The organism is Janthinobacterium sp. 67 (assembly GCF_002797895.1).
Taxonomy (GTDB): Bacteria; Pseudomonadota; Gammaproteobacteria; order Burkholderiales; family Burkholderiaceae_D; genus Janthinobacterium.
Genome location: NZ_PGES01000001.1, coordinates 4,660,993 through 4,674,021, shown reverse-complemented (window position 1 = coordinate 4,674,021; position 13,029 = coordinate 4,660,993). Strand labels below are relative to the sequence as shown.

11 protein-coding genes are annotated in these 13,029 nt (G+C 61.4%); 4 read left to right on the top strand and 7 right to left on the bottom strand.

Annotated elements, in window-relative coordinates:
* Nucleotides 1-24: 24 nt before the first annotated feature.
* The 7 genes from ubiE to CLU90_RS20930 form a co-directional block, all read right to left on the bottom strand.
* Nucleotides 25-759, bottom strand: a complete 735-nt coding sequence (ubiE, locus tag CLU90_RS20960; RefSeq protein ID WP_034778407.1) for a bifunctional demethylmenaquinone methyltransferase/2-methoxy-6-polyprenyl-1,4-benzoquinol methylase UbiE — start codon at nucleotides 757-759, stop codon at nucleotides 25-27.
* A 29-nt stretch (nucleotides 760-788) separates the two neighbouring features.
* Entirely contained in the window at nucleotides 789-2,030 is a 1,242-nt protein-coding gene (locus tag CLU90_RS20955) for an RNA polymerase sigma factor (protein WP_100428837.1), read from the bottom strand.
* A 2-nt stretch (nucleotides 2,031-2,032) separates the two neighbouring features.
* On the bottom strand, nucleotides 2,033-2,377 hold the full coding sequence (locus tag CLU90_RS20950; protein ID WP_092718403.1) for a YciI family protein: 345 nt from the start codon (nucleotides 2,375-2,377) through the stop codon (nucleotides 2,033-2,035).
* 98 nt (nucleotides 2,378-2,475) lie between these two features.
* The gene (locus CLU90_RS20945) at nucleotides 2,476-2,928 is read right to left on the bottom strand and encodes a gamma-butyrobetaine hydroxylase-like domain-containing protein (RefSeq protein ID WP_092718401.1); all 453 of its coding nucleotides are present in this window, start codon (nucleotides 2,926-2,928) and stop codon (nucleotides 2,476-2,478) included.
* Nucleotides 2,929-2,937: 9 nt separating this feature from the next.
* On the bottom strand, nucleotides 2,938-3,387 hold the full coding sequence (locus CLU90_RS20940) for an HIT family protein (protein ID WP_100428836.1): 450 nt from the start codon (nucleotides 3,385-3,387) through the stop codon (nucleotides 2,938-2,940).
* A complete protein-coding gene (locus CLU90_RS20935; RefSeq protein WP_100428835.1) occupies nucleotides 3,387-7,427 on the bottom strand; it encodes a DUF3683 domain-containing protein in 4,041 nt (1,346 codons plus the stop codon). The genes CLU90_RS20940 and CLU90_RS20935 overlap by 1 nt, the downstream gene beginning before the upstream one ends.
* Nucleotides 7,428-7,685: 258 nt before the next feature.
* Complete coding sequence (locus tag CLU90_RS20930; protein ID WP_092718393.1) at nucleotides 7,686-8,177, bottom strand: YqaA family protein; 492 nt, start codon at nucleotides 8,175-8,177, stop codon at nucleotides 7,686-7,688.
* A gap of 201 nt (nucleotides 8,178-8,378) precedes the next feature.
* Between CLU90_RS20930 and ilvA the strand changes: the two genes are divergently transcribed.
* From ilvA to hprK, 4 genes are all read left to right on the top strand, one after another.
* Nucleotides 8,379-9,914 (top strand): threonine ammonia-lyase, biosynthetic, encoded by a 1,536-nt coding sequence (gene ilvA / locus CLU90_RS20925; RefSeq protein WP_034753344.1) that lies wholly within the window; start codon nucleotides 8,379-8,381, stop codon nucleotides 9,912-9,914.
* Nucleotides 9,915-10,048: 134 nt separating this feature from the next.
* Nucleotides 10,049-10,891, top strand: a complete 843-nt coding sequence (gene queF / locus CLU90_RS20920) for an NADPH-dependent 7-cyano-7-deazaguanine reductase QueF (RefSeq protein ID WP_092718390.1) — start codon at nucleotides 10,049-10,051, stop codon at nucleotides 10,889-10,891.
* Between the two features lie 334 nt (nucleotides 10,892-11,225).
* Nucleotides 11,226-11,708, top strand: a complete 483-nt coding sequence (locus CLU90_RS20915; protein WP_034753339.1) for a PTS sugar transporter subunit IIA — start codon at nucleotides 11,226-11,228, stop codon at nucleotides 11,706-11,708.
* Nucleotides 11,709-11,744: 36 nt separating this feature from the next.
* Nucleotides 11,745-12,680: an HPr(Ser) kinase/phosphatase gene (hprK, locus tag CLU90_RS20910; protein WP_034753337.1), complete on the top strand. Its 936-nt coding sequence runs from the start codon at nucleotides 11,745-11,747 to the stop codon at nucleotides 12,678-12,680.
* The last annotated feature ends 349 nt before the right edge of the window (nucleotides 12,681-13,029 follow it).

Sequence of the window (13,029 nt, the reverse complement as noted above, 5' to 3'; positions counted from 1 at the left end):
CCTAAAAACACCAACATTGATGCATTACATTTTGATGCCGGTGTGCAAAGCGGCAATGCCTGCCGTCAAATTGTAGTACTGCACGCGTTCCAGGCCCGCCGTTTCCATCATGGTCTTCAGGGTTTCCTGGTCCGGATGCATGCGGATCGATTCAGCCAGGTAGCGGTAGCTTTCCGCGTCGCCCGCGATTTTCTGTCCGAACCATGGCAAGACCGAGAACGAATACAGGTCGTACGGCTTTTGCAGGGGAGCGGCCACCTTGGAAAACTCCAGCACCAGCAGCTTGCCGCCCGGTTTCAGCACGCGGCGCATTTCCGCCAGCGCCACATCCTTGTGCGTCATGTTGCGCAGGCCAAAGGCCACGCTGACACGGTCAAAATAATTGTCGGGGAATGGCAGTTTTTCCGCGTCACACAACATGGTGGGGGTGAGCAAGCCGCGATTCAAGAGGCGGTCGCGGCCCACGCGCAACATCGATTCATTGATATCGGTCAGCCAGACTTCGCCGGTAGGACCCGCCTGCTTGGCAAACGCCTTCGACAGGTCGCCCGTGCCGCCGGCGATGTCGAGCACCTTGAAACCGGGGCGCACGCCCGCGTTGGCAATGGTGAACGTCTTCCACAGACGGTGCAGCCCGCCCGACATCAAGTCGTTCATCACATCGTATTTGGCAGCGACGGAATGGAACACCTTGGCGACTTCGCGCACTTTGTCGTCTTCTGCAACTGTTTTGTATCCGAAATGGGTCGTATTGGTCATGGTAGGCAGTCTGTTTGAACTTGGGAGCATTATACAAGCGGCAGGCGCATTTCCCCGTGACGCCGGAGAAGGTATTGCCTTTCCACTGCATTCGAAGCCTGCATGGCCGCCTGGGCATACGCGGCCAGCGCCCCCTGCCGGTCGCCCTGGCGGCGCAGCAAGTCGGCCTGGGCCGCATGCAGATAATGCGATTGCGCCAGGCTGGGCACGGCTTCCAGGCGATCGAGCCACGCCAGGCCGTGTGCGGCCCCATGCGCCATGGCGCAGGCGATGACGGCGTTGAGCAAAATCAACGGTTCCGGCTTGTGACGCAACAAGGCGCCGTACAGGGCGCTGATCTGGCGCCAGTCCGTCTGCCCGGCCACGGGCGCTTTGGCGTGCAAGGCGGCAATCGCTGCCTGCAGCTGATATGGCCCTGGCGCGCGCGCCGGCAAGGCCAGCTCCAGCACGGCCAGTCCCTCGGCAATCAGGTCGCCCTGCCACAGGCCGCGGTCCTGCTCTTCCAGGGTCAGCAAATGCCCCTCGGGCGACAAACGGGCCGGGCCGCGCGACGCCTGCAGCAACATCAGGGCCAATAGCCCCTGCACTTCCGGCTGACCCGGCTGCAGGCTGTCCAGCAACCGCCCCAGGCGCAGCGCTTCCGCGCACAAGTCGGCGCGCAGCAGGGTCTCGCCGCCGCTGGCGCAATAGCCTTCGCTGAACACCAGGTAAATCACGTGCAGCACTTGCGCCAGCCGTTGCGGCCAGTCTTGCTCCGGTGGCAACTCGAAGGGGATGCGCGCTTCGGCGATCTTGCGCCTGGCGCGCAACAGCCGCTGCGACAGGGCCGTTTCCGCCACGCCGAAAGCGCGCGCGATCTCGCCCGTAGACAGGCCACACAGGGTGCGCAGGGCCAGCGCCACCTGCGCCTCGGGCGCCAGCGCGGGATGGCAGCAGATGAACAGCAGGCGCAGGCGATCGTCCACGATGGCCTGCGCTTCTTCAATCACGGGAGCAGGCAGGCCGGAGAACACGGCCTCGGCCTCGCCGACGCTCTTGCCCGCCCGGCGCACGTGATCGAGGCCCGCATTGCGCGCCACGGAACTGAGCCAGGCGGCGGGATTATCGGGGATGCCCGTGCGCGGCCACAGTTCCAGCGCCTTGCGGCACGCTTCCTGTAACACATCTTCCGCCAGGCCCAGGTCGCCGAAACGCCGCATCAGGCCGGCCAGCACCCTGCCCCTTTCCTGGCGAAAGACGTGCTCGACGGCCGCAATGGCGTCGCCGGCCATCGTCAAGCCGTCACGGGCCGCACTTCGATGGTGCCCAAGGAGGCCACCGGGCAACGCCCGGCCCAAGCCAGCGCCTCGTCCAGGTTGGCGCAGGCTAGCAGATAGTAGCCGCCCAACTGCTCCTTGGTTTCCGCGAACGGCCCATCCGTGATGACGGGCTTGCCATTGCGCACCCGCACGCTGGTGGCGCTGGCCACGGGCGCCAGCTCGGCCCCGCCGCGCAACACGCCGGCCGCCTCCAGCGCCTGCGTATAGCTGGCAAAGTCGGCCATCAGGCTGGCCATCTGCCCGTCTTCCATGGCGGCATAGCGCGCCTCGTCGGCATAGATCAGGATCAGGTATTCCATAGTCTCTTCTCCAAAAGAAAAATGCCCGCAAGCGCGGGCATTCATACGACGAATGGATATGCGGCAATCCGACAAGCTTACCGCATTATTTTTTCAGCTTAATGCTTATGCCCGCAGCTCGGTCCGTGCACATGGCCGCCGGACGACTGCTTGACCGTCATGTCCGCCTTGGCGTCGCGGCCGCTGTCGCCCGGGTAGCCGGCTGCCGCCAGGCGGTCCAGGTAATCCTGCCACAGAGTCGCTTGCTCGGCGCCCAGCTTGTACAGATAGGCCCAGGTGTAGAGGCCGGAATTGTGGCCATCGCTGAAGGTGGGCTGCACGGCGTAGTTGCCGACCGGCTCGATGCCCGTGATGCCGACCAGACGTTTGCCCAGTTGCAAGGTTTCCTGGCCCTTGCCATGGCCCTGCACTTCGGCCGACGGCGAGTACACGCGCAGGTATTCGAACGGCAGCGCAAATTCGCTGCCATCGTCGAAAGCCACGTCGAGCACGCGCGACTGGTTGTGCACGGTCAAGCCGGTCGGTTGCGGTGTTGCTGCTTTTTCAGTCATGACGATACTTTATGCGGATAAACGTTGAATGATGGCGTCGCGCAGAGCCGGCAGCAGGGCGCGGCGCGCGGCCAGCACCTCGGGCGCCGTCTCGCGCTGGACCACGGCCCAGCTGGGGTTCGGGAAATGCGCGTCGTCGCGGTAGCGGGGAATCACGTGCCAGTGCACGTGCGGCGTCATGTTGCCGAAACTGGCCACGTTGACCTTTTCCGGCTGCATCACTTCACGCACGGCCAGCTCGACTTGCCACACGACTTCCATGACGTAGTTGCGCTCGCCCGGCGTCAAATCCGTCATTTCCTTGACGTGCTTGTTCCAGATCACGCGGCAAAAGCCGGGATAGGCGGCGTCATCGACGGCCACGACGGACAGGCGCTCGCTGCGCCACAGCAAGGTCTCCAGACCCTGCTTGTTGGCGTAGCCGTCCAGCAACTGACACAGATCGCAATTCGTGGACATTACACCAGCACCCGTTCAATGCCGCCGTCATTGGCGCGTTTCACGTAATCCGGCATCCAGTTCTCTCCCAGCAAGTGTTTCGCGATCTCGACGACGATGTAGTCGGCCGTCGTGCCCGAATCGTCATTGTAGCGCGAGAGGCCTTGCAGGCACGATGGGCAGCTGGTGAGGATTTTCACGTCACCCGTGAAACCGTCGCCGCGCAGCTTGTCGGCGCCCTTGACCATCTCTTCTTCCTTGCGGAAACGCACTTGCGTGGAAATGTCGGGACGCGTGACGGCCAGCGAACCCGATTCACCGCAGCAACGGTCATTCTTCTCGATCTTCACGTTGTCTACCGTGCTGATCAGGGAATTGATGGTCTTGCCCGATTCCTGCAGCTTCATCGGATTGTGGCATGGCTCGTGGTACATATAGCGCGTGCCGTTGACGCCTTCCAGCTTCACCTGTTTTTCCAGCAGATACTCATGGATATCCATGATGCGGCAGCCGGGGAAAATCTTCTCGAACTGGTACGTTGCCAGCTGGTCGTAACAGGTGCCGCACGAGACGAGCACCGTCTTGATGTCCAGGTAATTGAGCGTGTTGGCCATCCGATGGAACAGGACGCGGTTGTCCGTCATCATCTTCTCGGCCTTGTCGAACTCGCCAGCACCGCGTTGCGGATAACCGCAGCACAGGTAGCCCGGCGGCAAGACCGTCTGCACGCCCACTTCCCACAGCATCGCTTGCGTGGCCAGGCCCACTTGCGAGAACAAACGTTCCGAACCGCAACCGGGGAAGTAGAACACGGCTTCCGTATCGGCCGTCGTCGTCTTCGGATTGCGGATGATCGGGATGACCTTGTCGTCTTCGATGTCGAGCAGCGCGCGCGCCGATTTCTTCGGCAGGTTGCCCGGCATTTTCTTGTTGATGAAGTGGATCACCTGCGCCTTGACGGGCGGCTTGCCCGTCGATGGCGGCGGCGCCTTGGTCTGCTTCTTGGCAAATTTCTTCAGCAAGTCGTGACCCAGGCGCTGCGCCTTGTAACCCCAGCCGATCATGACCTGGCGCGTGGCGTTGATGGTCACGGGATCGGTGGCGTTGAGGAACATCATCGTGGCCTTGGTGCCCGGATTGAAGCTCTTCTTGTCCATCTTGCGCAGCAAGTTGCGCATGTTCATCGACACGTCGCCGAAATCGATGTTCACTGGGCAAGGCGTCACGCATTTATGGCAGACCGTGCAGTGGTCAGCCACGTCCTCGAACTCTTCCCAATGCTTGATGGAGATACCGCGGCGCGTCTGTTCTTCGTACAGGAAGGCTTCGATCAGGGACGAGGTCGCCAAGATCTTGTCGCGTGGCGAATACAGCAAGTTGGCACGCGGCACGTGGGTCGAGCACACGGGTTTGCACTTGCCGCAACGCAAGCAATCCTTGACGCTGTCCGCGATGGCGCCGATATCGCTTTGCTGCATGATCAAGGATTCATGGCCCATCAGGCCGAACGACGGCGTGTAGGCATTGCGCAAGTCGGCACCCATGCCTGGCAGGTTCAGCAGTTTGCCCTTGTTGAAACGGCCTTCCGGATCGATGCGCTGCTTGTAACTGCGGAAGTCGCCAATCTCTTCTTCCGTCAAAAATTCCAGCTTGGTAATGCCGATACCGTGCTCGCCGGAAATGACGCCGTTCAGCGAGCGGGCCAAAATCATGATGCGGCCCACGGCTTCGTGGGCGTCTTGCAGCATTTCGTAATTGTCCGAGTTGACGGGCAAGTTCGTGTGCACGTTGCCGTCGCCCGCGTGCATGTGCAGCGCGACGAACACGCGGCTACGCAGGATGCGCGCGTGAATCGCGGTCGCTTCGTCGAGGATCAGCTTGAAGGCGGCGCCATTGAAGATCTGGCGCAGCTGGGCGCGGATTTCCTGCTTCCACGTGATGCGCACGGTGCGGTCCTGCACCACGTCGAACAGGGTGGCGGCCGGCTGCGTTTCCAGGCGTGCATCGAAGACGGGCAGCAAGCGCTCCAGGCCCAGTTCGGCCAATTCGCCCTTCACGTCCGCCAGCGGACGATCGAGCTGGGCCAGCAGATAGGTCCAGCGCGCCGTGACTTGCGCCAGCAACTGCTGCGCCTGCTCGGCACGGTCGCCCAGCATTTCCGCATCGTCGACACGGTCGTCGGACGCATCATCGCTCTTGCCTACTGGCAAATTACCCTTGCCAAAGAATTCGCTCAGGGCGTCGGCCAGTTGCAGCTTGTTCTTGATCGACAGCTCGATATTGATGCGCTCGATGCCATCCGTGTATTCGCCCATGCGGTTCAGGGGAATCACCACGTCTTCATTGATCTTGAACGCATTCGTGTGCTTGGCGATCGCCGCCGTGCGGGCACGATCTAACCAGAACTTTTTGCGCGCTTCCGGGCTGACGGCGACAAAACCTTCGCCCACGCGGGTGTTGGCGATGCGCACGACTTCCGACGCCGCTTGCGCGACGGCATTTTCATCGTCGCCGACAATGTCGCCAAACAGGGCCATCTTCGGCAGCACGCCCCGCTTCGACTTCGTGGCGTAGCCGACGGCGCGCAGGTAGCGCTCGTCCAGATGCTCCAGGCCCGCCAGGCGGATGCTCGTGTATTGCTCGCCCTTGGCCGGCAAGCCGTCCAGGTAATCCTTGATTTCCACGATCGACGGGATCGCGTCGCGCGCCTGGCCAAAGAATTCCAGGCAGACGGTGCGGGCGAACTTCGGCATCTTGTGCAAAATCCAGCGCGCCGACGTGATCAGGCCGTCGCAGCCTTCTTTCTGGATACCCGGCAAGCCGGCGAGGAATTTATCGGTCACGTCCTTGCCCAGGCCTTCCTTGCGGAACTTGCGGCCAGGAATTTCCAAAATTTCCGTCTTGAACGGCGCGTTCGGTTTTGTCGCGTCGCGCGTGCTCGGGTGACGCCATTCCAGCTGGAAGCGTGCCAAGGCGATATCGTGGATCTTGCCCAGGTTATGGTCGAGACGCGTGACGTCGAGCCAGTCGCCGTTCGGGTCGACCATGCGCCACGAAGCCAGGTTGTCCAGCGCAGTGCCCCACAGCACGGCCTTCTTGCCGCCCGCATTCATGGCGACGTTGCCGCCGATGCACGAAGCATGGGCGGACGTCGGATCGACGGCAAACACGAAACCGGCCTTCTCGGCCGCTTCCGACACTTTATTCGTGATCACGCCCGCGCCCGAATTGATCGTCGCGTATTCGTGCGTGAGGCCCGGCAAGACCGTCATTTCCACGGCACCCAGGGTGATGAGTTTTTCCGTGTTGATGACGGCCGACATCGGCGTCAGGGGAATCGCGCCGCCCGTGTAGCCGGTGCCGCCGCCGCGCGGGATGATGGTCAGCCCCAGCTCGATGCAGCCTTTGACGAGGCCGGCCATTTCCTCTTCCGTGTCGGGCGTGAGCACGACGAACGGGTATTCCACGCGCCAGTCGGTGGCGTCCGTCACGTGCGACACGCGCGTCATGCCGTCGAAGCGCACATTGTGTTTTTCCGTGTAGCGGCCCAGCACCTTGACCGTGCGCTTGCGCAAGTCGTAGGTCTTGCGGAATTCGTCGCCAAAGTCGGCCACGGCCTTGCTGGCCGCTTTCAGCAGCAGCTCCACGTTGGCGCTGCGCGCCTTGGCCACTTCTGGCGCTTCGCCGGCCGCCAGCGCGTCGCCGCCGGCCGCATCGATGGACAGGCGGCGCTTGTCGACTTCGGCCAGGCGGTGATGCAAGGCATCGATCAAGCCCTGGCGGCGCTTCGGATTGTCGAGCAAGTCGTCCTGCAGGTAGGGATTGCGGCGCACGACCCAGATATCGCCCAGCACCTCGTACAGCATGCGGGCCGAACGGCCCGTCTGGCGGGCGCCGCGCAACTCGTCGAGCAGGCGCCAGGAGTCCTCCCCCAACAGGCGTATGACGATCTCGCGATCGGAAAACGACGTGTAGTTATACGGGATTTCGCGCAGGCGGCTTGCTGCGGGACCATTCGGCGTTTCTGCCAGTAAAGCTTGGATTTGTGCGGGAGCGTTCATGGAGTGTGGTGACGATGTAGACTGGACCCTAAAGGTACATTTTATCTTATTGCGCCGCACCATGCGGGAACAGCCTTATGCCGCCCAAGGTTTAAGCACCTCATCGACTGCCATAGCAAATACGGAAAAGCTTTCCTTTACATGAACAAAAAACCAGTTTTCATGATTTTTTGACGCAAAAATGCCAATAATTGAGCTCTACTACAAACTATCGATCTGCCCAAAAATGGGGCAAACTGGCGTTGCAGGCAGCCCCATTTAGGCCAGCATCTGGCCGATCCGGTGCCATACGCCATCGGGCACGTACAGCAGCAAGCCCGTCATGGTCAGGTAGCGCGCGCACTTGCCGACGGCCATGTAGGCGACGCTGGGCCAGAACGGCAGCTTGAGCCAGCCCGCCAGGGTACACAGCGGGTCGCCCACGATGGGCAGCCAGGCCAGCAGCATGGTCTTGGCGCCGTAGCGGGCCAGCCAGCGGAACCAGCGCGTGTCGCGCTCCTTGGCGAACGCCTGCTTGGCCCGGTAGCCCATCCAGTAGTCGACGATGCCGCCCAAGGTATTGCCCAGGGTGGCGACGCCGATGGCGGCCCAGAACAGCGCGGGATTGGCCTTGATGACGGCAAATACGGCCGGCTCCGAGCCGAGCGGCAACAAGGTGGCGGAAATAAAGCTGATCAGAAAGACCGATGTCAGCCCGACTTCCGGTGCTGCGATCAGCTGCAGCAGCCAGGCGATTGCGGATTCGATCATGGAACACTACACGATGAGGTAAGGCTCTCCATTATAATGAAGAGCAGCCTGGGCGCCGCACAATCCGCGCCGGCAGGCAAAGGCATACCCGCCCGCAGTTCCACAGAGCATTATTGTCGCCAGGCTATCCGCCGCCGCGCCGCCGCTATCGACAGACACGCTCCAGACCCTTTCTGGCCCAGAATCACTTGCTTGCAGACTATGAACATCGACTACCTCAAGAAAATCCTGACCGCCCGCGTCTATGACGTCGCCACCGAAACGCCGCTGGAACTGGCCCCTGCCCTGTCGCAGCGCCTGAACAACCAGATTTACTTCAAGCGCGAAGACATGCAAAGCGTGTTCAGCTTCAAGATTCGGGGCGCCTACAACAAGATGTCCAAACTGAGCGAAGCGGAACGCAAGCGCGGCGTGATTTGCGCCTCGGCCGGCAACCACGCTCAGGGCGTGGCCCTGTCGGCCGCGCGCATGGGGTGCCGTGCCGTCATCGTCATGCCGACCACCACGCCGCTAGTAAAGGTCGAGGCGGTCAAGGGACGCGGCGGCGTGAACGTGGAAGTGGTGCTGCACGGCGAGTCGTACACGGATGCCTACAACCATGCGCTGACCCTGGAAAAGGAACAGAAGCTGACCTTCGTGCACCCGTTCGACGACCCGGACGTGATCGCTGGCCAGGGCACGATCGGCATGGAAATCCTGCGCCAGCACGCCGGCCCCATCCACGCCATCTTCGCCCCCATCGGCGGCGGCGGCTTGATCGCCGGCATTGCCGCCTATGTGAAACAGATTCGCCCTGACATCAAGATCATCGGCGTGCAAAGCGTCGATTCGAACGCCATGGCCCGCTCGCTCAAGGCCGGCGAACGCGTGACCCTGAACGACGTGGGCCTGTTTGCCGACGGCACGGCCGTGCGCCTGGCCGGCGAGGAAACCTTCCGCCTCGTGCAGGCGTATGTCGATGAAATCATCACCGTCGACACGGACGCCATCTGCGCCGCCATCAAGGATGTGTTTACGGATACACGCTCCATCCTGGAACCGTCCGGCGCGCTGGCCATCGCCGGCGCCAAGGCCTATGTGGAACGGGCCAGCCTGACCAAGCACCCCGTCAACAACGAAACCCTGGTCACCATCGCCAGCGGCGCGAACATGAATTTCGACCGCTTGCGCTTCGTGGCGGAACGGGCTGAACTGGGCGAATTCCGCGAAGCCGTGTTTGCCGTCACCATGCGCGAACAGCGGGGCAGCTTCAAGCGCTTCTGCTCGCTCATCGGCGCGCGCAACGTGACGGAATTTAATTACCGCATCAGCGATGAAAAAGCCGCGCACGTGTTCGTCGGCATCCAGATTGCAGACCGGCATGAATCGAGCGTGCTGGCGAAGACCTTCGAGGAACACGAATTCAAGACCCTGGACCTGACCCACGACGAGCTGGCCAAGTCGCACATCCGCCACCTGGTGGGCGGCAAGAGCCGCCTGGCCCAGGACGAGCTGCTGTACCGCTTCGAATTCCCCGAGCGCCCGGGCGCGCTGATGCGCTTTCTCGACAGCATGGCGCCGAACTGGAATATTTCCCTGTGCCACTACCGCAGCCAGGGCGGCGACGTGGGCCGCATCCTGATCGGCCTGCAAGTGCCGCCCGATGAGATGGGAGAATTCGCCCGCTTCCTCGATACCTTGGGGTACCGCTATTGGGATGAGAGCAGCAATCCTGTGTACAAATTATTCCTGGGGTAATAACAGGTCAGTCGCTTCACGATCGGAATGCGTCCCACCGGGGCGCATTCCCCCGCCGGGTCTGACCCCGGTCCTTGCCGTTGGGTTGAAATAAGCTACCATTCACCCTTCACAGAATTTGTAGCCACACGACCATGACCACCACCAACGACCTCGCCGAACAATCCCCCCTGGGCAAAAGCTCCGCCTACCGCACCGATTACGCGCCGGAATTGCTGTTTCCGATTCCGCGCCAGGGCAAGCGCGACGAGCTGGAACTGCGCGGCACCTTGCCCTTCTTCGGCCTTGACATCTGGAATGCGTATGAACTGTCGTGGCTGAACCAGCGCGGCAAGCCGCAGGTGGCCATCGCCAAGGTCAGTGCGCCCGCCGATTCGCCGAACATCATCGAATCGAAATCGTTCAAGCTGTACCTGAACTCGTTCAACCAGACCAAACTGGACAGCCCCGAAGCGCTGCTGGCCCTGCTCAAGCAGGATTTGTCGAACGGTTTCGGCGCCCCCGTGCAAGTCGAACTGACCTTGCAGGACGATTTCGGCAAGCTGAAAATGGGCGAATTCGATGGTGTGCTGCTGGACCGCCTGGACCTGGAAATCACGCAATACACGCCCTCGCCGCTGCTGCTGAAAGCTGCCCTGGATGAAGCGCCCGTGGAAGAAAAACTCGTCTCGCACTTGCTCAAGTCGAATTGCCTGGTGACGGGCCAGCCCGACTGGGGCAGCGTGCAGATCGAGTATGCGGGGCCGCAGATCGACCAGGAAAGCCTGTTGCGCTACCTGATCGGTTTCCGCGAGCACAATGAATTCCACGAGCAATGCGTGGAGCGCATCTTTGTCGATATCTTGCGTCAGTGCAAGCCGCAAAAACTGTCCGTGTATGCGCGCTATACGCGCCGCGGCGGCCTCGATATCAATCCGTGGCGCAGCAACTACAGCACGGGTACGATGCCGGGCAATCTGCGCAACGCGCGACAGTAACAACCGAGCAACACCGCAAAACCATGCCAGCAGGAATGTTGGCTGTGTTTTAAAACAACGTTGTCGTAGTGCCGCAGTGCATGTCAAAGACGCTGAAAAATCGGAAAATCAGCATTCGGCGGCGGAAAAACCGGCGCACCGCGTGTTTTTAATCAAGAAATAGCCGATACACGCCGATGTTATTTTTTTGCTAAAATGATGGCCACGTGGGCTGTAGCGCCTACTGCGCCCGCAGCGGGCGTATACTGTTGAGAATTGGCGTTACAGGCCGCCGAAACAGGCCTATAATTCGGCTCGCAAGCCCTCTGCGCATTGCACCATTTCATTGAGTGTCATGACTAATCTTAGCAAAATATTATCCCTCGAAAACGTCCTGCTGGACCTGGAAGTCTCCAGTAAAAAGCGCGCCTTCGAGCAAGCCGGCCTGATCTTCGAAAACAATTACGGCATCGCCCGCTCTACCGTTTCGGACAATCTGTTTGCCCGCGAACGCCTGGGCTCGACCGGTCTGGGCCATGGCGTGGCCGTGCCGCATGGCAGAGTCAAGGGCAGCAAAACCCTGAAATCGCCGCTGGGCGCCTTCGTGCGCCTGGCCGAACCGATTCCCTTCGAGTCGCCCGATGGCAAGCCCGTCAATCTGTTGTTTTTCCTGCTGATTCCCGATCATGTCACTCAGCAACATCTGGAAATCCTGTCGGAAATCGCCGAAATGTTTTCCGATGACGCCTTCCGCACGGCGCTGGCCACGGATCCGGAACCGAAATCCGTGCATTCGCGCATCGTCAATTGGCAACCCAGTCTGCAAGCGGCAGGTTAAACTTCAGGTATTCCTCCACTCCTGAAGAAGACCGCCATGTTGCAAACGCCACTGACGATACAACGCCTGTACGACGATAATCGTGAAAGTCTGCAACTGGGCTGGTTCGCCGGCTTCCCCGGCGGCGAACGCCTGATCTCGGGCGACGTCTCGTCGGCCGCCGACCAGGTGGGCCACTTGAACCTGATCCATCCGGGCCGCATCCAGGTCTTTGGCCACCAGGAAATCAATTACTACCAGCGCCTGAAGGTCAACACGCGCACCCACGTGATCGGCGAACTGATCGCCGGCGGCCCGCCCGCGCTGATCATCGCGCAAGGGCTGGAAACGCCGCCCGACATCCTCGCCATCTGCGACGAGCAAAACATTCCCCTGTTCTCCACTCCGCTGCCGGCCGCGCAAGTGATCGACTTCCTGCGCGTCTACCTGTCGAAAAAACTGGCGCAACGCATCATCATGCATGGCGTGTTCATGGACGTGCTGGGCGTAGGCGTGCTGATCACGGGCGACTCGGGCCTGGGCAAGAGCGAACTGGGGCTGGAGCTGATTTCGCGCAGCCACGGCCTGGTGGCCGACGACGCCGTCGAATTCTCGCGCATCGCACCGAACATGATCGAAGGCCGCTGCCCGCCCCTGCTGCAGAACCTGCTGGAAGTACGGGGCCTGGGCTTGCTCGACATCAAGGCCATCTTTGGCGAAACGGCCGTGCGCCGCAAGATGCGCCTGAAACTGATCGTGCACCTCGTGCGCCGCAACGCGCTGGAAGAGGAAGTCGAGCGCCTGCCTTTCCTGTTCCCCACGGAAGACGTGCTGGGCCTGCCCGTGCGCAAGGTCGTCATCCCCGTCGCCGCCGGCCGCAACATCGCCGTGCTGCTGGAAGCGGCCGTGCGCAATACCATTCTGCAACTGCGCGGCATCGATACCTTGCAGGAGTTCATGGAACGGCAACGACTCGCCATGAGTGGCGATTAATGTTGCCAAGGAGTTCGCCCTTGCAAGGGCGAACCGTTACGCAGGCACGCAGCCGTGCTGCGTGAATTCCCTGCTGCACCAACGACTCGCCATGAGTGGCGATTAATGTTGCCAAGGAGTTCGCCCTTGCAAGGGCGAACCGTTACGCAGGCACGCAGCAGCGCTGCGTGAATTCCCTGCTGCACCAACGACTCGCCATGAGTGGCGATTAATGTTGCCAAGGAGTTCGCCCTTGCAAGGGCGAACCGTTACGCAAGCATGCAGCCGTGCTGCGTGAATTCCCGGCTGCACCAACGACTCGCCATGAGCGGGGATTAGCAACGTAGGTCGGACTAGCGGGGCAAGGCCC

Coding starts and splice junctions, on each gene's coding strand:
- ubiE (WP_034778407.1), bottom strand. CDS start 759: ATGACCAATACGACCCATTTCGGATACAAAACAGTTGCAGAAGACGAC.
- CLU90_RS20955 (WP_100428837.1), bottom strand. CDS start 2,030: ATGGCCGGCGACGCCATTGCGGCCGTCGAGCACGTCTTTCGCCAGGAA.
- CLU90_RS20950 (WP_092718403.1), bottom strand. CDS start 2,377: ATGGAATACCTGATCCTGATCTATGCCGACGAGGCGCGCTATGCCGCC.
- CLU90_RS20945 (WP_092718401.1), bottom strand. CDS start 2,928: ATGACTGAAAAAGCAGCAACACCGCAACCGACCGGCTTGACCGTGCAC.
- CLU90_RS20940 (WP_100428836.1), bottom strand. CDS start 3,387: ATGTCCACGAATTGCGATCTGTGTCAGTTGCTGGACGGCTACGCCAAC.
- CLU90_RS20935 (WP_100428835.1), bottom strand. CDS start 7,427: ATGAACGCTCCCGCACAAATCCAAGCTTTACTGGCAGAAACGCCGAAT.
- CLU90_RS20930 (WP_092718393.1), bottom strand. CDS start 8,177: ATGATCGAATCCGCAATCGCCTGGCTGCTGCAGCTGATCGCAGCACCG.
- ilvA (WP_034753344.1), top strand. CDS start 8,379: ATGAACATCGACTACCTCAAGAAAATCCTGACCGCCCGCGTCTATGAC.
- queF (WP_092718390.1), top strand. CDS start 10,049: ATGACCACCACCAACGACCTCGCCGAACAATCCCCCCTGGGCAAAAGC.
- CLU90_RS20915 (WP_034753339.1), top strand. CDS start 11,226: ATGACTAATCTTAGCAAAATATTATCCCTCGAAAACGTCCTGCTGGAC.
- hprK (WP_034753337.1), top strand. CDS start 11,745: ATGTTGCAAACGCCACTGACGATACAACGCCTGTACGACGATAATCGT.